The sequence below is a fragment of the Paraburkholderia sediminicola genome (assembly GCF_046030555.1).
GTDB classification, from domain to species: domain Bacteria; phylum Pseudomonadota; class Gammaproteobacteria; order Burkholderiales; family Burkholderiaceae; genus Paraburkholderia; species Paraburkholderia sediminicola_E.
Genome location: NZ_JAQQCH010000017.1, coordinates 56,385 through 75,872, shown reverse-complemented (window position 1 = coordinate 75,872; position 19,488 = coordinate 56,385). Strand labels below are relative to the sequence as shown.

Sequence of the window (19,488 nt, the reverse complement as noted above, 5' to 3'; positions counted from 1 at the left end):
CAGGATGGCGGGCTTTGAGCGCGGGACCGCGATGTGTGCGATGAAGTGCGCCGCGAGCCATCGACGGCGAATCAAGTTCCACTCTATCACGCACGCAGGCCTTGTCCACGGTGCGGGTTAGCGGTGTTTTACGACACGCATATCGCATGCCTCCGGATTCCCTCATTGCTACTCGCTGCTACTGGCATGAGGATGCGTGCCTGCGCAGGACGTACTGCCGCTAGCGCTGCAGATCAGGCGCCGCCCTGTTCGATCGAACGCGTCAATGCGGCCAGCGCGGCGCCGCTGCCTGTTGGCGAGACGCCTGCAGCCACTTTGTGCAGCATCGCGCGCAAAGCTTCGGCGGCCTGCTCGAGCGTGCTCGCCGCCGGCGCGCCCACGATGACGTGGGAACGCACTGCCGGCGTCGATACGCCGGCGTGTGCGCGGCGACGCCACGCAAGCCCAAGCGCATCGGCGACCAGCGCGATATGGCCGAGGCCCAGCGCGCATGCGGCGGCGCCGAGCCGGTAGGCGGCGTCGCCCGCCTGCAGCGCCTCGCTCGGATCGGCTTTTTCGGGCTGATCGGCCGCACGGGCATGCTCGGTCAGCGCCGAAATCGAGGCATCCGCCGTCTGCAGGAAATCTTCATAGGCGTGCGCGTTGACGGTCAGCACGCCCAGCTCACGCGTCAGCGCGCTGCGGGTTGCACTGATCGCCTGTGCCTGCATGGCGCCAGCTTCCCAAAGCATTTCGGATGCCTGGGTGCCCGCCACATGCCAATCGACCGTCAAGCCATAGTCGTGCAGCACCTCGACATGATCGGCGTCTTCCGCTGCAGCGCCGAACAACGCGTAATCGCGCCACAGCAGCGCCAGCGTCGCGCGCACCAGCGAACGCGGCGCGCGCTCGATGCCGCGCGCGTGATCGGCCAGCGCGAGGTTGCAGCGCGCATAGAAACGCCGTGCGTCGGCTTCTCCGGTGGCGCGGCCGCTGACGCGCAGCGCCTTGGCACAGGCCTTGGCGAGGCGCCAGAAATCATAGGGATCCGGGCCGGTGAGTTCGGTGAGCACTGCGTCGAGTTCGTCGAGCGCCGCGTTCGTGAAAGCGAGCGCGGCGCCGCTGTTATCGGGCTGCGAGCGCAACACGGGCAACAGCGCGCGTTCATAGCGCGCCCGCAAATGGGCCAGTTGATCCACCGACTGGGCATGCAGCGATACCGGTGGCACGGGGCGCGCGCTCAGGGCGAGATCTTCGAAAGCGACGGTCGAGCCAGGCGTGTGCTCCGACAAATGGGTACAGAGCGCGCGATAGTGATTGAACAGTGTGGGCGAGCAGGACAGCTCGCGCAGATTGTGACGCTCGAGCGCTGCGCGGAAATCGTGCAACGCGGCGCCGAACACCGCCCGCGCGCTGTTCGCATCAGCCAGATCACCCTCGCTCTCGGCCAAAGGCGAAAGTCGCACCAGCGCGTCCGCGAAACGCTGTGCGCTCAGCCAGCCGGCCTCGCGCAATGCGTGCGACGCACGCAGCAGCGCCGAGGTGCTTTCGCTGTGTTGTTCGAACGCTAGCAACGCCTCGGCCAGCGCCAACTCGGCGGAACGGACTGCGCCGCCGCGCGGATTCGGCAAGGCATCGAAGGAATCGGGTGCAGCGGATCGAAGAGTCATGGGCAGGCGACAGAAAGCTGACGGACCGCCGCTCAGCGTCGCACGAGAAACTGATCGGCTAACGCGCGAACTGGCGACAGGACAATGACAGACTACCGCTGCGACACGGTGCAACCGGGGACGCTCCGCGCCGACGCGTTGGGGCTGTGTTCCGAGAGCATGAACCGCATTCGCTCCGGCCGACGCTGCCTGCAAAACGCCGCGCCGCAATCACACGGCATGACACTCCGCTGGACACCGCCGCTTGCCCCCGAACCTCAGATCTGGACCATCTCGAAGTCTTCCTTGCGCGCTCCGCATTCCGGGCAGGTCCAGTTAATGGGAACGTCCTCCCAGCGGGTGCCCGGCGCAATGCCTTCGTCCGGCAAACCGGCTTCTTCGTCGTAAATCCAACCGCAAATCAGGCACATCCAGCTTTGATATTCCATTCTTGTGTCGCGTCGTAGAGTCCGTGGAAACGGGAGCCATGATGGTACCGTGTTGCCGCCCCAATGCCTAGCAATCAGAAACGCCCAATCGCAGCGTGCGGCGGCCTTTGGCTAGAGGTTTGCGTCGGTTCCCGCCGTGCTTGCGGCGTAGTGCGGCTGCATTGGCTGCCGCTTACATCGCTCTTGCTTGCGACAACAAGCCGAAGAATGCGAAAAACCGCCTTCACAACGGTTTAGGCCGCATAATTGAGTCGATTGCGCACTCTCTGCGCCTAAATACAGCTCCTTTTGTAAATTTTCATGCCCAGCGACACACCCCCGATCGTCCTCACCTTCGGCCTTTCCGATCCCACCGGTGGCTCCGGACTGCAAGCCGACCTGATGACCCTTGCCAGCATGGGCTGCCATGGCGTTTCCGTGCTCACGGGCTATACCGTGCGCGACTCAGCAAGCTGCGACGAGGTCACCGGGCTCGACCCTGAAGTGGTCGCGACCCAGGCCCGGATGCTGCTCGAAGACATGCCGATCGCCGCGTTCAAGGTCGGCGCATGCACGCGCGCGGAAGTGGTGAGCGCGATTGCGGAGGTCGTCGCCGATTACGACGATATCCCGCTGATCCTCGCCCCCGACTTCACGCTCGACGACGAACACGTGCTCGCCGCCGACGAACTACGCGAAGCGATCGCCGACCTGCTGGCGCCGCAAACCACCTTGCTGGTCGCCGATTCGGCCACGTTGCTCGCCCTCGCCCAGCCGGATGGTGACGCCGAAGCGCCGAGCCTCGATGCAGCGATCTCGCATCTGCTGTCACAAGGCTGCGAGTACATTCTTTCGACGGAAACCGGGACGCACCGGCTCGTCAACACGCTGTTCAGCGAAGACGGCCAGCTGCGTCAGGATATGTGGGACCGCGGCAGTCACCGGATCATGGGCATCACGGATACCCTCGGTGCCGCGATTGCCGCGTTGCTGGCCAACGGCCAGGAACCGGCGGAAGCTGTGCGCGAGGCGCAGGAGTATCTGTATCAAGCAATGCGCAACGCATTCCGGCCGGGAATGGGCGCGTATCTGCCGGACCGCTTCTTCTGGGCCCGCAGCAGCGACGACGAAACGCCACCCGCGGCCGGCAAGGACGCGGCGCCGGGTGAAGCACGGCATTAAAAATCGACGCGAAGCGTCTGCTGCTTCAGCGGCGGGCGCCCAGCGAGGGTTTCCGCTTCTACCTCAACAAAACAGCGCCCATAAAAAAACCCGCATTTCTGCGGGTTTTTTCTTTTGGGAAGCACGCCTCGCGGCGCACTTCCCCATGTGTTTCCAACTGAGCCTCAAACGAGGCCCAACCGAAATTACATGTCCATGCCCATGCCGCCCATGCCGCCGGGCATACCGCCGCCCATCGGACCATCTTCCTTCGGCAGTTCGCAAACAGCTGCGTCGGTGGTCAACAGCAGGCCAGCGACCGAAGCTGCGTTTTGCAGCGCCGTGCGCGTCACCTTCGTCGGGTCCACGACACCTGCGTCAACCAGGTCGACGTACTCGCCGGTTGCTGCGTTGTAGCCGTAGTTGCCCGTGCCAGCTGCAACAGCTGCCACCACGACGCTGGCTTCTTCGCCACCGTTCGTGACGATCTGGCGCAGCGGCTCTTCCATCGCGCGCAGCACGATCTTGATACCTGCGTCCTGATCGGCGTTAGCGCCCTTCAGACCGATGATGGCCGAACGTGCACGGATCAGCGCGACGCCGCCACCAGCAACGATGCCTTCTTCCACAGCTGCGCGCGTTGCGTGCAGTGCGTCTTCGACACGTGCCTTCTTTTCCTTCATTTCGACTTCGGTCGCAGCACCGACCTTGATCACTGCAACACCGCCAGCCAGCTTGGCGACGCGTTCCTGCAGCTTTTCACGGTCGTAGTCCGACGTAGCTTCTTCGATTTGCGTGCGAACTTGCTTCACACGTGCTTCGATGGTTGCAGCTTCGCCAGCGCCGTCGATGATCGTCGTGTTTTCCTTGCCCACTTCGATACGCTTCGCTTGACCCAGTTCAGCCAGCGTTGCCTTTTCGAGCGTCAGGCCGGTTTCTTCAGCGATGACTTGACCACCGGTCAGGACAGCGATGTCTTCCAGCATGGCCTTACGACGATCGCCGAAGCCCGGAGCCTTGACAGCAACCGTCTTCAGGATGCCGCGGATGTTGTTCACAACCAGCGTAGCCAGCGCTTCGCCTTCGACGTCTTCTGCGATGATCAGCAGCGGACGGCCAGCCTTGGCAACTTGTTCCAGTACCGGCAGCAGATCACGGATGTTCGAAACCTTCTTGTCGTGCAGCAGCACGAACGGGTTTTCGAGCACAGCAACTTGCTTGTCCGGGTTGTTGATGAAGTACGGCGACAGGTAGCCGCGGTCGAATTGCATACCTTCGACAACGTCCAACTCGTCTTGCAGCGACTTGCCATCTTCAACCGTGATCACGCCTTCCTTGCCGACCTTGTCCATCGCTTCAGCGATGCGGTCACCGATCGACGAATCGCTGTTTGCCGAAATCGCGCCAACTTGAGCGATTTCCTTGTTCGTCGTGCACGGCTTGCTGATCTTGCGCAGTTCTTCGATAGCGGCCGTCACAGCCTTGTCGATACCGCGCTTCAGATCCATCGGGTTCATGCCCGATGCAACGTACTTCATGCCTTCGCGGACGATCGACTGAGCCAGAACCGTTGCGGTCGTGGTGCCGTCACCTGCGTTGTCGCTGGTCCTGGAAGCCACTTCCTTGACCATCTGCGCGCCCATGTTCTGGAGCTTGTCTTTCAGTTCGATCTCTTTCGCGACCGAAACACCATCCTTCGTGATCGTCGGGCCGCCGAAGCTGCGTTCCAGGACAACGTTGCGACCCTTCGGGCCCAGCGTGACCTTCACAGCGTTCGCGAGGATGTTCACGCCTTCAACCATCTTGGCACGGGCGGAATCACCGAATACGACGTCTTTAGCTGCCATCTTCTAACTCCTTGAATTCTTGGGATATAGCCGGGGAAGTAGCGACCAGCGCTTACTTCTGCACCACGGCCATGATGTCTTCTTCACGCATCACGAGCAGTTCGTTGCCGTCGACCTTAACGGTCTGGCCTGCGTACTTGCCGAACAGGACGCGGTCACCAATTTTCACGTCGAGTGCGATTTGTGCACCCTTGTCGTCGCGCTTGCCCGGGCCGACTGCCAGAATTTCGCCTTGATCCGGCTTTTCTGCTGCGGCTTCGGGGATCACGATGCCCGACGCAGTCTTGGTTTCTTGATCCAGACGTTTGACGATCACGCGATCATGCAAAGGACGAAGGTTCATACATACTCCTCTCTTGATTGAGACTGAAGAACGCTGAGAAAACCCGGCTGGCTGAGCCAACCGGCGATGTTGTTAGCACTCTCGTGCAGCGAGTGCTAATTATATGGACGGGTGGTGACAAATTCAAGAAGGGATCTCGCTTTGGTTGTCGAGATTTGCTTAACGCCAGGTTTTGTTCGCCTGAATTCGGGCCCGGCGCTCCTGCAAAGCCTTGACGAACCGGAACAATTCCCTTTTGAAACAGGGACGTACCCGCAGATTTCTGCTTCGTCACGCGGGATCAAGCGGGACGTCGGTCACTCACGAACAGGCCGCCCGACGACCCGATTCCCCAAATTTTCTTCGCCACCGTCCGCCCAGGGAAATCCCTTGATCCCCTGGTAACTGAGAATATTTCGCCCCACCTGGACGGGGCACGATGACCGCACGGTTCGCGTCACATGGCCAGAATGGCCTCTATCTCCGCAACAGCGGTTGCTGTCCCGGCTTCATGCGCCATTTGTTTTCCTAATGCGGCAGCCCGCTGCCTGGTCTCAGCAAGCCGCGCGAATCCGATCGCCTGCTTAACCTTCTCCCGATCCAGCTTGCGCGTTGATACCGCGCGGTCAGCTACGCCGAGGCGATTCAGTTGATGAGCCCAGAACAACTGGTCCCCCGCAAAAGGCAACACGACCGACGGCACCCCTGCACGGCACGCCGAATGGGTCGTGCCGCTACCGCCGTGATGGATAACCAGCGACGTACGTGGGAATAGCCATTGATGGGGTGTTTCATCGACGACGAAGAAATTTTCGGGTAGCACCCGATCAGGAATACCAGCCCAGCCTGGATACAGGAGCACGCGGCGCCCCTTCGCTGCGTCTATAAAAACATTCAGCACTGCTTCCCGGTCGAATCCGACCATGCTGCCGAATCCCAGATAAACCGGCGGTTCGCCCGCATCCAGAAATGCTTTAAGTGCAGCGGGTGGTGTCCAGGAATCCGCAGGAGCCAGCCATTGCCCGCACAGTCTGGTATGCGCGGGCCAGTCCCGCGGTTCGGGCACCAGAGCAGGCGAGACACCGTAGAGCATGGGGTGCGCCGTCCATAGCTTCCGGCGCGGTGGAAGTCCCAGCACACTCCGTCTCGCCTGATTTATCGCTTTGCGGAAAGCGTGCCATAGCAACCCATTCACTGCTTGATGGCTTGCCCGGTTTAACACTGAGGGGATCCAACGAGGAGGAAGGAACGGCGAGGCAAATGCATCCGTCGGGGAGATGGGTATCAGGCCGGCGCCGATGACTCGTATGCCAAGATGCTCGGCTACCGATAAGCCCACGAAAGCGGCCAGGCCCGCTGCGATCAGCCCGTCACAGCCTACCGCAGCGCGGGCTGTCTGCTGCATCCAGCTGTGCGCCTGGGCGTTTGCGATACGCGCCAAACCCGCCGCCGTAGCATTAACGCCCTTGCCACTGGTCACCAGGGCAGCCAACTCGTCTCTCATGTTTCCGCTCAACGCTGCATGGGGAACCCCCAGTGCGCGAACACTCCCCAGCGTTGCCCCGTCGGCAAGCAGAGTCACTTCATGTCCTGCATCCATCAAGGCGCGGCACAGCACAGCCAGAGGTCGCGTGTCGCCTTCGGTGCCGTAGGTCAATGCCAGGAGTTTCATCTGGACACTCTCTTTATTGTTGACTCGGCATCCGGGCGCTGCCCTGCAGGAAAACATCGATCGCCAAGGCGAATTCATGGCGCAGTTCAAGATCTGGCAGTGCCAGCCAACGCATTAGCGCGCCCAGATAGAGATGATGGAATAGCGTGGCGAGATGCACGGCGCCCAGGTCGGAGCGGATTTTTCCAGCACGCTGGCTAGTGCGTATCATCTGTGCGTACAACGCCACCAGCCCCTCTCCGCCATCGGCCGTCATGGACGCCTGCATGCCTTGAAAGCAGAATTTCAAATAGGGTGGTAGCAATTCCCTGTGCGCTGTACACCACTGGGCGGATAGATCCAGTAATCGCGGGACTCCATCCGCAAACTCCATGTCGGCGTTCATGTCAGACGCGAAGTCCTGCAAATCTCGCGCAAGTTCCTGCTGTATCCAGGATGCCAGTACGGCTTCCTTGGTTGGAAAATGGTTGTACAGCGTACCCCGAGCGATATCCGCTACCTGTGCGATCTGTTCCATCGTCACAGACTCGTACCCGTCCCGCTGAAATAAATCTCCGGCAAGACTCGCCACACTTTCCAGCGTGCTTTGACGTTTGCGAGCCCTGCGTCCAGTCATATCGGCGACGGCCATACGTTTCGATTAATTTTGAACAATGTTCAAAATTGTACGTTGTCCAATTTTCATGTCAAGCTTCATTCGCACTGAATGTCACGGCCGCTCGGCGGGCACGCTCCAGCGCATGAGCGCGTACGCAATGGGCGACGGTAGAGTGGGAAATGCACGGGTCGGAAGTGACCACGCAAAAGATGAATCGCCTTCGGCAGACGTGCATTATTTTAATTCATTGCCTCACGCGCAAAGCGAGATTAAATTGCTACTTGATGAGTGCCCGGAATCAAGATGCGCAAGTTCAAGATACCTAACATGGGCGCGTTGCTCGCGTTCGAAGCAGCCGCCCGCCACGAAAGTTTCACGCACGCGGCGAAGGAACTCTTCCTGACTGAGAGCGCGGTGTCGCGCCAGATTGCAACGCTCGAAGCCAATCTCGGCGTGCATCTGTTCGTACGCGCGAAGCAGCGCGTCGTGCTCACGCGAGCAGGACGTATCTACGGAACGCAGGTACGCCGCTCGCTCGAACATCTGGATCGCGACACGCTGTCGATCATCGCGCACGGCGGCGGGGGCGGTTATCTGGAACTCGCCGTGCTACCCACGTTCGCGTCGCAATGGCTCATTCCGCGACTGAAAAACTTCTACGACCGCACGCCGGATGTGCGCGTCAACATGGGTGTGCGGACCGACACCTTTTCGTTCGTGGAATCGCACTTCGAAGCCGCGATCCATTACGGCAAGCCCACCTGGCCGGGCACGTCGTGGGACTATCTGTTCGGCGAGGAAGTCGTGCCGGTCTGCGCGCCGTCGCTGCTCGACAAACCCATCGCGAAAGCACACGAACTGCTCGCCTATCCCTTGCTGCATTCGACCACGCGCCCCGACGGTTGGGCGCACTGGTTTTCGAGTCTCGGCGTCGAGGACAGCAGCACCATGCAGGGCGTACGCTACGAATTGCACAGCATGCTGATCAGCGCTGCGGCGGCAGGACTCGGCATCGCACTGGTGCCGAAATTCTTCGTCGGTAACCAGCTGAAGCAGCTCGGCCTCGTGATCCCATTCGATACCGCCACCACAGTCGACTCCGCGTACTACCTCGTCTACCCCACCGAACTGAGCCATGGCAAACCGCTGGAGCTTTTCCGGGCGTGGCTGCTCGAACAGGCGAGCGCGTATAGCGCGGAAACGGCCTCACCACACTGTTGAAAGCGTTGTGAGCGCAGCCGGATACGGCCGGTGTCGAGCCGACGTTGCCATGCGGCACTGAGTCGTGACGAAATCGCATCATGCAGAGAACCGTGGCGCCATCTGCGCGCAGCAATTTCGTCCAAAACAAAACGCAAAGGCTTACCGTCCAGGCTCCCCCAGCCGCGCAACCCTGCGCACCTGACGCGGCAAGACGACGTACATTCCCCACACAACGAAGAGCAGCCACGCGAAGCACATCGGCGACACGATCAGGGAAAGGAACGACTGCACTGGCGATCATGAGGCTGCCGGGCAAAGACCACACAAACGTGGTCAAGCCGAGCAACGTCGCGCGGCCGACATTAAACCGCTTGGGACCAGGCAGTGCGTGTGAGGCAAGTCCGCTTCGTACCGCGTACTCCACGAGCGGCAGACTCAGCAGCGTGTAGATTAAAGCGGCCAGGATGATCGGCATCGCGCCGATCGCAAGAGCCAGCATGGCCGAAAACATTCCCGCGCCGGGTTTCATCAAGCCCGCCGACAGTTTCATGACAGGCGCGGCTGCCTTCCGATACAGAAACAGGAAAGCCACCAGACCGATAATGGCTAGCAGGATATTCGCAAGCCACTGCCGCCACGCGCATGACCACCATACATACAGACGCTGCCCGAGAGGCATTCGTATAGCGAACCTGAAGACAGCCCAGCGATCGCGAAAAGCAGCGACGCATACCAGCACCACGAACAGAGCAACCGGAAGAACGAACGCGTAAGGATTCCACAAGAACATTGCCAGATGATGCCCGGCAGCGATCGAGCTCGAGGCTGGTACCGGTGAGGACGGGGCAAAATTATGCAGATGCTGCGCGACGTAGTCCGAAGGATTCATCGCGCCCGAAGGTTCATGTATTGCCGTATCCACTGAGTAAGGTGCTATCCCCATGAATGCTCAACGGAAACTCGCAAAATGAGAAGTGCAGTCTAGGCGATAATTTTCTGTTTCGCGAGCACGCATGGCGCGCGGGCGGAGGAGCCTGTTGCCTCGCCAGTCGGGTAGCGACTGAATCCGGGCAGCGACGAGTTCGGCAGCGGGCTCGGCATGCGCGCTGGCCGCGTTCTTCAGGCGAACGGCGCCTCCTGGTCGCGGACAGAACGCGCCGGGCCAGAACGGCCGCGGCGATGGCTGACGTAGGGCAGCGCGAACAGGCAGAGCCCCGTCAGCAGCAGCAGGGCCAGGGGCAGCAGCGGCGCGTAGGTGATCCAGGGTGGCGGCGGGCCACTTCTCTGAGCCATGGCGACGAAGTTGCCGATAACCGTCAGCGTGAAGGCGATGGATACCCAACGATGAAACCGACGAATCCAGGTGCTGGCATTCATGTCGTGCTCTTCGGGGCCTGGATCATCTTCCAGCCGTTACCGGCGGGGTCGCGAAAACCGGCATCGACGCTGCCGAAGCGGTCTATCGGCTCCTGGGTGAATTCCACACCGAGGTCTTTCAGCTGGGCGTAACTGGCACGACAGTCGGTCACGGAAAGGACCAGGGGTGGCATCGCCCCCTTGGCGACCATCGCGCGCAGGGTTTGCGCGGTAGCCTCGTCGTGGATGGGCGGGCCGGGTGTGAACAGGCCGAGCTGGAACGAAGGCTGGTCCGGATGCTGGACGGTGAGCCAGCGGTAAGGACCGTTGCGCACATCCGTGTGGACGCGGAATCCGAGCTTGTCGACGTAGAAGCTGAGCGCTTCATCCTGGTTATCGACGTACAAACCCACCACATTGATACCCTGGTTCATGACACCTCCTTGGTTAGTGGCCGGACTTTATCCTTGGCCACGCGCCGGCGCTTCTCCAAAACTGCGATGTTGAGATCGGGACGCTGTGCGGCCTTCAGGACGCAGGCGGGCACACGGTCGAGTCGAGGCATATTGGCCTGGGCCTCAAGTCGCATGGCGCTGGGGCTTTGGCCGGTGATGTCGTGGAAGATGCGGCCGAAGGTGCCAAGACTCTCCCAGCCGGTGGCGAAGGCAATTTCCGTGATGCTGAGCTCGGTGTCGCGCAGCAGGGTGGTGGCCTGCTCGATGCGTCGGGTCAGCAGGTAGCGGTGCGGCGGAAGCCCGAAGGCCCGCTTGAAGGAGCGCGCGAAATGGGCTTCGGAGACGCCACTGACTTCGGCCAGGCGTTTGACCGGCCAGGCTTCGTGCGAGGCGGCGTCCATGCGGTCTTTGGCGCGTAGCAGGCGGCGCAGCAGGGCCGGGTCCTGCAATGCATCGGCGCCGACCGGCGCGGGGGACGAGGCAAGCGGCTGGCCTTTATGGTCTTCGCTAGGGGGCATAAATTCCCAAGGGGCTGGCAATATGCGGGTAGTTTAGGCTCAACACTGTGACCCGCATAGCGGCGCACCGGCGCCCATCAAGGCGATAGGACTTGTCCGTTGACAGCCAGATTCGGCGCCCGTCCTTCCTGATGGCGTCGTCAGCAAGGACGGGAAACTGCGTGTACTTTCGTTACCTTAAGCCGTAGTCGACACCAGGCTGCCAACCGTTTGCATATGCGAGTGTCCCTTGAGATTGTTCGCGAGCGTCTGCACAAACGACTGCAACGACGTGCCCGAACTGCTATCGCCGAGTGAGCTCAACAGCGCCTGGAAATCCGTCTGCAGCGTCGACGTCTGCGAAGACGAAGAAGAAGCATCGCTACTTGTACCCGAAGTAACGGACGCAGCACTCGAACTCGTCGTGCTGCCGGACCCGAGTTCCTGTGCGAGCGCATTCAACGCCCCGCCAATATCCCCATAGGACGAAGTCGCGATCGAATTCGTCGAACCGCTCGTGCTATTAGACGTGGAGGCGTCACTGTTGCCCGATTGCTGAAGCGACCCGAGTGTCTGAAACAGCGCCCCGAGAAAGGCCTGCAGCGCGCCGGAAACCGAACTGGTTGACGACGAATCGCTCGTGGACGAGGTGGAAGAGACTGCGGTGCTGGACGAGCTCGAAGAAGCCGCCGTACCCGACGTACCCGACGCCGCCGTGGTCGACGACGTGCTGCCAATCCCAAGCGCCGACAGCGCCGCCTCGAGTGCCGACAACAGCGGGTTCGAGTCCGTCGAACTGGTCGACGAAGACGAAGACGACGAGGACGACCCCGCTTTGCAACCACCGCCGCCCGAGTGGCGAGTGGCGCCGACAGAAAGCAGGTCAGTGCCGGTTTGCGAGCCGCTTACACTTTGTATGCTCATGATGCTTGATCTCCTTACGGGTTGAGCACTCAGCGTAAGCGATGAAAACATTTCCAAATGCCTGGTAAGGGGTAGGTTTCCGGCCCATCTCGGCTATCGGTAAGGCGCGGAAAGTTTTCGCTCAAAACCGGGACCCGTAATCCGCAGCCCGGCGCGCGGCGTTCAGGGAATTCCCCTACGCTTTCACACTATTTCCCGCCCTCTCACACCGAAGTGTCTTGATTCGACTGCAGGATGGCGTTTTCGCGCGCTATGCGGCTCCTTCCGTCGACAGTGCCAGGTGTTACGCTGAAGAAAGCAGCCTTCGCGGCAGTGAGCCGCCGTTCAGCGGCACAATCAGCAACCACGAGAACGTACCGCGAAGCGCGATTGCCGGCGAACGGCGAAACATCGCTGCGGGAGCGACTGCGATGGGAATCAAAACATATACGGCCTTGACGTTATGGGTGTTTAGCAGTGCTGCCTTCGCATGGCAGCCGCTCACCTATCCAATCCGAAGTCAAAGCGCCTATCAGCGCAGCATCGACACCGCGATGTGTTACGCCACGGCCAACAAGCAAACCAAGGTCAACATCGCGCACGAATCGCAGCTTCCGCCGCGCAAACCGGCGGCAACCAAAACGTCGTCGACCGGTGCGCCGTCGCGGCCACCTTTGCCTCCCAGCAGTTTTTCAGCGGCGCCCGCGGGCGCAAGCATGCCCGCCAATGCGGCCGCGGCCGCGCCTGCTGCAAGTGCCCCCGGCGTAAGCACAGCAACAGCTAACGCAACGACCGCTGCGGCAACAAAGACAGCCAGCTCAACCACGGCGACAGCGGCAACCCCGGCAAGCGCGACGACTACCGCGTCCACCAACCCGGCATCGGCGACCCTCGCGGATAACGGCGCCTCGGAGACGGCGGCAGCGGGCACGGCATCCGGCGTGAAGCTGCCGCCGCTGCCGGCACCCGAACCGCCTATGACACAGTATTGGGCCGCGTATGGCGCGTGCATGCAGGCACGGGGTTACGTCGTCACACAGTAACCCGCTTGCAGGCCTCGTTGCGGTGCCTTGTTCTTCCTGATTGTGGCGCCGGCATTCGGCGCCCATTTGCGACACGGCAATGCTTAGCGACGCTACTTCCGATCAGCATGATTACCCCCAATGCGAGCACTGCGGTGCGCCGCTAGCCGGTCGCTTTACGCCGTGCATCGCGTGCAATGCGCGTCCGCTCGATTCGTTCGACGCGCGTGCCACGCCGCCCTCCTCCCTGAACATGCCGCTCGGCGACGCCCAACCGATGCTGGCAACCCGCCTGACGACGCCGCGAATCTGGCGCCCGTCCTCACGAGATTTAACCGATCCGTATGCGGTCATTCTTGAGTCGCAGGTTGCCGTCCCGGTCATGCAGAGACTGCGCCAACCGATAGCGCTCGGCGTGTCGGTATTGGTCGTGGCGTCGGCCGTGTACCTGGGCTTCATACACAGCAACGACTCGGTCGACGGCACGCCTATCGCGGTATCCGGCAAAGTGAAAACCCAGAACGTCAGACCGCCGGTTGCCGTCGCTCAGCGGTCGGCGCCCGTGTTCGTCGCTCAAAGGCCGGCGAAGCTCGCGCCCGTGCGATCTCCCCCTATCCCGCCACCGGTTGCTACGCTGCCGGCTCCGCGGCGCACGGTGGTGGCATCAACTGAGACGAAGCACAACCCAGGCGGCCAGACCAACAGCCCGCCCGACAGACCTCGTGCGGATGCCTCGAAGCAGATCAGGGCCGCCCGCGCGAATCTGCAGCAGAACAATCTGTCGGCGACGAAAGTGCGGTTGGCGGCGGCTATCGCGGCACAGCCGGATAATCCCGACGCACTGCGCATGCGCGCAACGGTGAGCGAACGTGAACAGCAGCGGGACGCGCTGCTGAGCGTGGCGCGAGGGTGCGGCTATATGGCACGATGGGCATGCGTCTGGCGCAAGGCCGGCGACGCGCTGCAGGTCGATTCGAGCAGCAAGGAAGCTCAGCGCCTGGTGACGATCGCGATGCACGAATCCGAGCTGGCGAGCACGTGGCAACCAACACCCGCGCCCGAGGCGACACCCGACGAACGCGGTCTCGCCATCAGTCACCATTGACCTCGATGTGTCACGCGCAAAGGCGCTGCCAGGGTAAGCTAACTGATCGAGACGGCCAGACGGCCGGCGCTGACTTGATGCGCGATGGCCCGATAGCGGGCCGCTGTATCCCTGAGCGTCAGGCCGGCAAGCGAGCGTTGCGCCCGCGCCTGCCCTAATGCCGCGACAACGGCATCCGCATAGCACGGCAAATTGTCGGTATCGACCAACTGCACGCCGGGAAATCCGCTAGCGAAGGCAAACGGCTGAATCTTGCTCGCGACGATCGGGATACCGGAGGCCAACGCTTCGAGAAACGCCACGCTGTGTCCCTCGAAGCGCGAGGGCATGACGAACACGTTCGACTCCGACAATACGCTCGCCACATCGCTGCGCGGACCGGCCACCATGACACGTTCCGTAAGCCCCAACTCCCGCACGAGACCCATGACCGTGCGGTGGTAATCCGGATCTTCGACCACGCCGTGCAGCACGAGGCGTGCATCTCTCACCCGCTCGAGCACTTTGGCGAAAGCGCGCACCGTCAGAAGCTGATTCTTCACCGACGTGTACCGCCCGATCTGCACAACCTGAGGCGCACGGCCGCTATACGCCACACCGTCGGTGAACGCGAAACGCCCGAGGTCAACACCGTTTGGGACCACCGTCATCGAAGGATGCGGCCCGACCGCCCGCACGTAGTCGGTCACGCCTTGCTGCGATACACCGATCACCATCCGGGCACGTCCCGACAGGATGTGCTCGACGCGCCGGAACAGCGGTCGCTCGAAATCGTTAGTCGCGGAATGCATGACGTAGACGACCGGCACGCGCAGCGGCAACGCGCGCGCATAAAACGAAGGAATCGTGGCGTGCGCGAAAATCACATCCGGGCGAAAGCGCCGCACCACGAAGAACAGATTCCACAATTTGCCCGCAAGGCGGTGACGCCGCGGCGGAAACCAGCACTGCACACCGTGTTTCTGCAGTTCGTCCTGCAAAGGCATGAACTCGGCATGTACCGGTAACAGCGAGGCCACGCACACAGCCATGCCCTCGGCGCTCTGATCGATCGCGAGATCCTTGGCGAGGGTTTCGGCGCCCGACAAACGCGGCGCCAGAACCAGATGTAACACACGAATCATGGCGTCCTTGCAGTCAGCGTTCTGAACAGCATCCACGCCGCGGCGCAGCCAAGGCCAAGGGTCATGGACCAGGCAATGCCCGTCACGCCCCACCAGTGAACCGCCGGCGGCGCGCTGACCAGCAGCACGACAACCTGAATCAGCGACGCATGCACGGTCGCCTTCGCATCGCCCACCGCGCGCAGATAAGCAACCAGCACGGCAATCAACGCGCCAATCGCCATGTTGATCACCAGAATTCTGAACAGCGGCACCGCAGGCAACCAGGCCGCGCCGAGAATCAGCGAGAAGAGCGGCTCGGCGATCAATCTCAGCACCTCGACAAATCCCGCCAGCCCGATCGCGATCACGAGAAGATAAATCTTGATGAGCCGCGACGCCGATTGCGGATTGCGCCGATGACGCGCCGCGAAGGTGGGGAAGAGATACTGCGACATGGCAATCGCGGCATCGGCGAGCAGCATCTGCGCGAGCCGCGACGACATCTGATAGCCACCCAGTTGAGCCGGGCCGAGCAGCTTGCCGACTACAACCTTGTCGAACTGGTTGAGCAGCAGATTGATCACGCTGCTCGCCCAGATCCAGCGGCTGAAGCCCACGTAGTGACCGATGCCCGACCACACAGCGCGGATCGGCGGCCGCGGGTTCATCGTCGCCCAGGTCAGGGTACTTTTCAGGCTTTCGCCGGCCACGAGGCCGATCAGCACCGAGGCCGCACCGGCACCAAAGTACGCGAGCCCCAGCCCGACCGAACAATCGACAAATGCCGCCGCAATCTCGACGCCGGCAATATGCTGGAAGCGCCGTTCGCGCTGCACAAGGTAATACGTTGGCGATGCCAGTCCGCGCAAGAGCGGCAGCAGCGCGGCAAGCTGAATCAGCACCAGTGAACCGTTCAGATGAAACTGGTTGCTCAGCAATGGCGCGAGCGCCACCAGCAGCAGCGAGATAAGCACGCCGCGCGCGGTTAGCGTCGTCCATAGGGCGCCGAGTTGCGAACGTGTCGGCGGATGTTCGCCCTGGATAACCGCTTGCGCAAGACCCGTGTCCGATAACGCCTCGGCAATCGCCACCGCGAGCAAGGCCACGCTCACGCTGCCGATCGCGGCCGGACCAAGCAGCCGGCCAATCGCCAGAAACTTGACCGCTACGAGTCCACGCACGGCGAACTGCTGCAATAGCACCCAGGTCGCCGCGCTCGCGCCGAAGCTGGACGCCATTGAGAGCGCCGGAAGCCTGATCGCCCGCAAACTGTATCTCCGTCGAATCGGAACGCCGTTGAATCGGCCGCACACAGCGATTGAATGCATCGCTGCGAAACGCCGCTGGCGCATAAGTAGTTAGGTCGCACCAGCGAACTGGCGAGCTTTTTCATCGAACGCTATATATGACCTTACCGCGAGAGAATCGGCAACAACCGCCATCAGCTAGGCCAGTTCAGCCGAAGCCATGGCGCGCTAGTACGTTTACCCACAGAACGGGTCAAATAGACAGGTCCCCTCATGTCGCCGATGCTAACGTTGTTCAGTTAGCGCTCCAGACAGCGGGCGCGAGCTTGCTTTTCCACAACGCATTCGACCACCGCGGACCACTGAATCGATGGAACAAGACTACGTTCTGATTGTGGAACCCAATCTCACCGGACATCGCTGGCGCTATGTCGAATGGACCATGCAGGCCTGCACGGAAGCAGGCTATCCATGCATCCTCGCGACAGAATCCGCCAACGAAGACCATCGGCTCGCCAGACAGATCGTCGCCGCGAATCGCGCGGATCTGCAGATCGCGTTCGTCGATCCCGAAGAACGGCCACGCGGGCTGCTGCGCCAGTCGAACCAGTACTCGCGCTTTCACCGCTATTTCAAGCGCGTCTGCCGGATCGTCGGCCGCGCGCAGCCGATCAGGCTCGTGGTCGTGCCCTATGTCGATTACTTCTTCTACGCGTTGCCGTTTCTCGGCTCGCCGTTCGGCAAGACCCCGTGGATCGGCATCACAATGCGCTCGACTTTCCATCATCACAAGGTCGGCATCAAGTCGCCTGATCGACCGATCGTGAATGCGGTCAAGGCGCTGCTTTTCAAGCGCGCGATCCGGACCGCCGGACTGCGCACACTCCTGACGATCGATCCCACCTTAACGGAGTGGGCGGCACGCAGCGCCTCGAAGACCAGCGCCGCCATCGCCTATGTAGCAGACCCATTTCCCGACGAGCGTGCGGAAAACCCGGTACAAGCCCGCGAACGACTCGGACTGGACCCCACACAACGTTATCTGCTGGTGTACGGTGCGATCACGGAACGCAAAGGGATCTACGAACTGGTCCACGCGTTGACCCGCCTGGAGCATGCGCCCACGCTGATCGTCGCGGGTGAGCAGGACGCGGGCACGCGCCATTTCATGCGCAATCATGTGCGCGGCCTCACGCCCGCGCCGCTGGTACTCGATTCGTTCATTGCGAACGACGTCGAGCGTGATCTGTTCTCCGCCTGCGACGCAGTCTGGCTAGGCTACAAGGGACATTACGGAATGAGCGGCGTGCTCGTGCAGGCCTACCGTTTCGGCAAGCCCGTGATTGCAACGGAAGACGGACTGATCGGCTGGTTCAGCCGGCGCTGCGAATTGGGGCCGATCCTGAGCGACCTCAGTTCCGCCTCGATCGGCAAGGCGATTACCGAGACGATGACCTCCTGGCCGCATGCGCCGCAGGCCACGCCGTCGACACGCGAAGATCTGCTCTCACGGCATACGCTCGGGCAATTCAAGCAGACCTTGCTTCAGCAGATGGCCTGATCCGGAAAATCGGAAGGTCAGGACAACTGGCCGCCCGTTACAGGCACCTTCGGTACTTCTGCTACTTCCGGCACTTCCGGCACCTCTTCGCGCACCGCACTATTGCGCTTGGCCGGGAACAGCGCGTTGCGCATCAGCAGGAACGGATACTCGATCGCGCGCGTGGTCACATAGCCGATCGCAATCGCGAAAGCGAACTGCGCGGTGAGCGCCACGATCCAGATTACGCTCGGCGCGAGACCCATGGCGGTCATTTTGCGAATCAGCATGTCGCCTGGGGCAAGCGCGAGCGAATGCCATAGGTAGATGCCGTACGAATAGAGGCCAATCCACGCGACCCCGCGATACACCCACGACGAACGCAGCGATCCGGAATACTCCAGCACGAACACGATCAGCGCGGCGAAACCGAGCGCCTGAATCGTATAACCAATGCTTTCGTCGAGCGCGATGTGTTTCGTCGCAAGGGCGAGCCACGCGCACAGCAGCACGATGCTCACGATAAGTAGCCACTTGTGCTTCGCGATCTGTTGATAAACGGCCGGTTTCATCCAGTAGATCGCGGACAGAATCACACCGACCAGCAGACTGTCGATGCGATATTGGGTATACGCGAAAGCGCCCTCCAGGTCGCCGCCCGCCACCGCGAAACAGCGCGCGGTGAGCACCACCGCGCAGATGGCGGTCAGCACGCTGACAATCGTCCACGCACTGAGGCGCCAGCGCGCGAATAGCAACAGCAGCGCCGGCAGAACGAGATAAAAGTGTTCTTCGACCGCGAGACTCCAGGTCTGGGTAATCGAGGTGCCCAGATAGTTCTGCAGGTGGGTCAAATTCTGAATCAGAAACGTATTCCACGGATGGCGTCCGGCCAGCACATGAAATGCGATCAGTACGTAATACGCGGGCCAGATGCGAAAAATCCGCCGGACGATAAAGCGCTTTGCGTTGATGTTACCGGTTTCGGCGTACTGTCGAAGCAGCAGGCCGCCAACCAGAAAACCGCTGAGTGTGAAGAACAGATTGACGCCTTCCCGCCCGAAACTCTTCAGAGGGTACTCGATGATCTGGATCAGGAAGTTGTCGGTATGAACGGCATGAAAATGAAAGCCCATCACCATGATAATGGCGATGCCGCGCACGAAATCCAGTTCGATGGCCCGTCCGGCTGTTACGGATCTCGCCCCGCCGAATAATTTCATGTTGTTCTCCCCTATCGCCATTCACGGGCGCATGTCCCTTTTTGCATCTTCGGTGGCGTAAGGCGCACGTGCGCGCCAACATCAAGACATTGGCCGACAACATGAGCAAGTGTGCGCGCGTCTTGCAGGGGCCGCCCTTGCCCCTGTCGCCAGAACCCAGGCAATGGGCGACGAA

18 protein-coding genes are annotated in these 19,488 nt (G+C 61.5%); 5 read left to right on the top strand and 13 right to left on the bottom strand.

Features of this window, described 5'->3' with window-relative positions; translation table 11 throughout:
- Positions 1-233 precede the first annotated feature (233 nt).
- Both PQQ52_RS23155 and PQQ52_RS23150 read right to left on the bottom strand, forming a co-directional pair.
- Positions 234-1,649: a FimL-related protein gene (locus PQQ52_RS23155; RefSeq protein ID WP_408216366.1), complete on the bottom strand. Its 1,416-nt coding sequence runs from the start codon at positions 1,647-1,649 to the stop codon at positions 234-236.
- A 257-nt stretch (positions 1,650-1,906) separates the two neighbouring features.
- Positions 1,907-2,077, bottom strand: a complete 171-nt coding sequence (locus PQQ52_RS23150) for a rubredoxin (RefSeq protein ID WP_006047743.1) — start codon at positions 2,075-2,077, stop codon at positions 1,907-1,909.
- A gap of 300 nt (positions 2,078-2,377) precedes the next feature.
- Between PQQ52_RS23150 and PQQ52_RS23145 the strand changes: the two genes are divergently transcribed.
- Positions 2,378-3,238, top strand: coding sequence for a hydroxymethylpyrimidine/phosphomethylpyrimidine kinase (locus tag PQQ52_RS23145; RefSeq protein ID WP_408216363.1), 861 nt, complete (start codon positions 2,378-2,380; stop codon positions 3,236-3,238).
- Positions 3,239-3,423: 185 nt separating this feature from the next.
- On the opposite strand, the gene groL is transcribed toward PQQ52_RS23145, so the two are convergent.
- The 4 genes from groL to PQQ52_RS23125 form a co-directional block, all read right to left on the bottom strand.
- A complete protein-coding gene (gene groL, locus PQQ52_RS23140) occupies positions 3,424-5,064 on the bottom strand; it encodes a chaperonin GroEL (RefSeq protein WP_408216361.1) in 1,641 nt (546 codons plus the stop codon).
- Positions 5,065-5,116: 52 nt separating this feature from the next.
- Entirely contained in the window at positions 5,117-5,407 is a 291-nt protein-coding gene (gene groES / locus PQQ52_RS23135) for a co-chaperone GroES (protein WP_122152238.1), read from the bottom strand.
- Positions 5,408-5,843: 436 nt separating this feature from the next.
- Positions 5,844-7,058, bottom strand: coding sequence for a glycosyltransferase (locus tag PQQ52_RS23130; RefSeq protein WP_408216358.1), 1,215 nt, complete (start codon positions 7,056-7,058; stop codon positions 5,844-5,846).
- A gap of 13 nt (positions 7,059-7,071) precedes the next feature.
- Positions 7,072-7,674: a TetR/AcrR family transcriptional regulator gene (locus PQQ52_RS23125; protein WP_408216596.1), complete on the bottom strand. Its 603-nt coding sequence runs from the start codon at positions 7,672-7,674 to the stop codon at positions 7,072-7,074.
- A gap of 285 nt (positions 7,675-7,959) precedes the next feature.
- Here PQQ52_RS23125 and PQQ52_RS23120 point away from each other — a divergent pair, with 285 nt between their 5' ends.
- Entirely contained in the window at positions 7,960-8,877 is a 918-nt protein-coding gene (locus tag PQQ52_RS23120) for a LysR substrate-binding domain-containing protein (RefSeq protein WP_408216355.1), read from the top strand.
- 1,101 nt (positions 8,878-9,978) lie between these two features.
- On the opposite strand, the gene PQQ52_RS23115 is transcribed toward PQQ52_RS23120, so the two are convergent.
- The 4 genes from PQQ52_RS23115 to PQQ52_RS23100 form a co-directional block, all read right to left on the bottom strand.
- Positions 9,979-10,236 (bottom strand): hypothetical protein, encoded by a 258-nt coding sequence (locus tag PQQ52_RS23115; RefSeq protein ID WP_408216352.1) that lies wholly within the window; start codon positions 10,234-10,236, stop codon positions 9,979-9,981.
- Positions 10,233-10,649 (bottom strand): VOC family protein, encoded by a 417-nt coding sequence (locus tag PQQ52_RS23110; RefSeq protein ID WP_408216350.1) that lies wholly within the window; start codon positions 10,647-10,649, stop codon positions 10,233-10,235. The genes PQQ52_RS23115 and PQQ52_RS23110 overlap by 4 nt, the downstream gene beginning before the upstream one ends.
- On the bottom strand, positions 10,646-11,188 hold the full coding sequence (locus tag PQQ52_RS23105; RefSeq protein WP_408216348.1) for a helix-turn-helix domain-containing protein: 543 nt from the start codon (positions 11,186-11,188) through the stop codon (positions 10,646-10,648). The genes PQQ52_RS23110 and PQQ52_RS23105 overlap by 4 nt, the downstream gene beginning before the upstream one ends.
- A gap of 177 nt (positions 11,189-11,365) precedes the next feature.
- Positions 11,366-12,091, bottom strand: coding sequence for a hypothetical protein (locus PQQ52_RS23100; RefSeq protein ID WP_408216346.1), 726 nt, complete (start codon positions 12,089-12,091; stop codon positions 11,366-11,368).
- Between the two features lie 410 nt (positions 12,092-12,501).
- Between PQQ52_RS23100 and PQQ52_RS23095 the strand changes: the two genes are divergently transcribed.
- Both PQQ52_RS23095 and PQQ52_RS23090 read left to right on the top strand, forming a co-directional pair.
- The gene (locus PQQ52_RS23095; protein ID WP_408216344.1) at positions 12,502-13,113 is read left to right on the top strand and encodes a hypothetical protein; all 612 of its coding nucleotides are present in this window, start codon (positions 12,502-12,504) and stop codon (positions 13,111-13,113) included.
- Between the two features lie 79 nt (positions 13,114-13,192).
- Positions 13,193-14,197, top strand: coding sequence for a hypothetical protein (locus PQQ52_RS23090; protein WP_408216341.1), 1,005 nt, complete (start codon positions 13,193-13,195; stop codon positions 14,195-14,197).
- A 38-nt stretch (positions 14,198-14,235) separates the two neighbouring features.
- Here PQQ52_RS23090 and PQQ52_RS23085 read toward each other — a convergent pair whose 3' ends face one another.
- Together PQQ52_RS23085 and PQQ52_RS23080 are read right to left on the bottom strand one after the other, a co-directional pair.
- A complete protein-coding gene (locus tag PQQ52_RS23085) occupies positions 14,236-15,321 on the bottom strand; it encodes a glycosyltransferase (RefSeq protein WP_408216338.1) in 1,086 nt (361 codons plus the stop codon).
- Positions 15,318-16,571 (bottom strand): oligosaccharide flippase family protein, encoded by a 1,254-nt coding sequence (locus PQQ52_RS23080; RefSeq protein WP_408216336.1) that lies wholly within the window; start codon positions 16,569-16,571, stop codon positions 15,318-15,320. Before PQQ52_RS23080 ends, PQQ52_RS23085 begins: the two co-directional genes overlap by 4 nt.
- A gap of 349 nt (positions 16,572-16,920) precedes the next feature.
- On the opposite strand from PQQ52_RS23080, the gene PQQ52_RS23075 reads away from it, so the two are divergent.
- Positions 16,921-18,111, top strand: coding sequence for a glycosyltransferase (locus tag PQQ52_RS23075; protein ID WP_408216334.1), 1,191 nt, complete (start codon positions 16,921-16,923; stop codon positions 18,109-18,111).
- A gap of 17 nt (positions 18,112-18,128) precedes the next feature.
- Here the strand turns inward: PQQ52_RS23075 and PQQ52_RS23070 are convergent, their stop codons facing one another.
- The gene (locus PQQ52_RS23070) at positions 18,129-19,313 is read right to left on the bottom strand and encodes an acyltransferase family protein (RefSeq protein WP_408216331.1); all 1,185 of its coding nucleotides are present in this window, start codon (positions 19,311-19,313) and stop codon (positions 18,129-18,131) included.
- Positions 19,314-19,488: the final 175 nt, after the last annotated feature.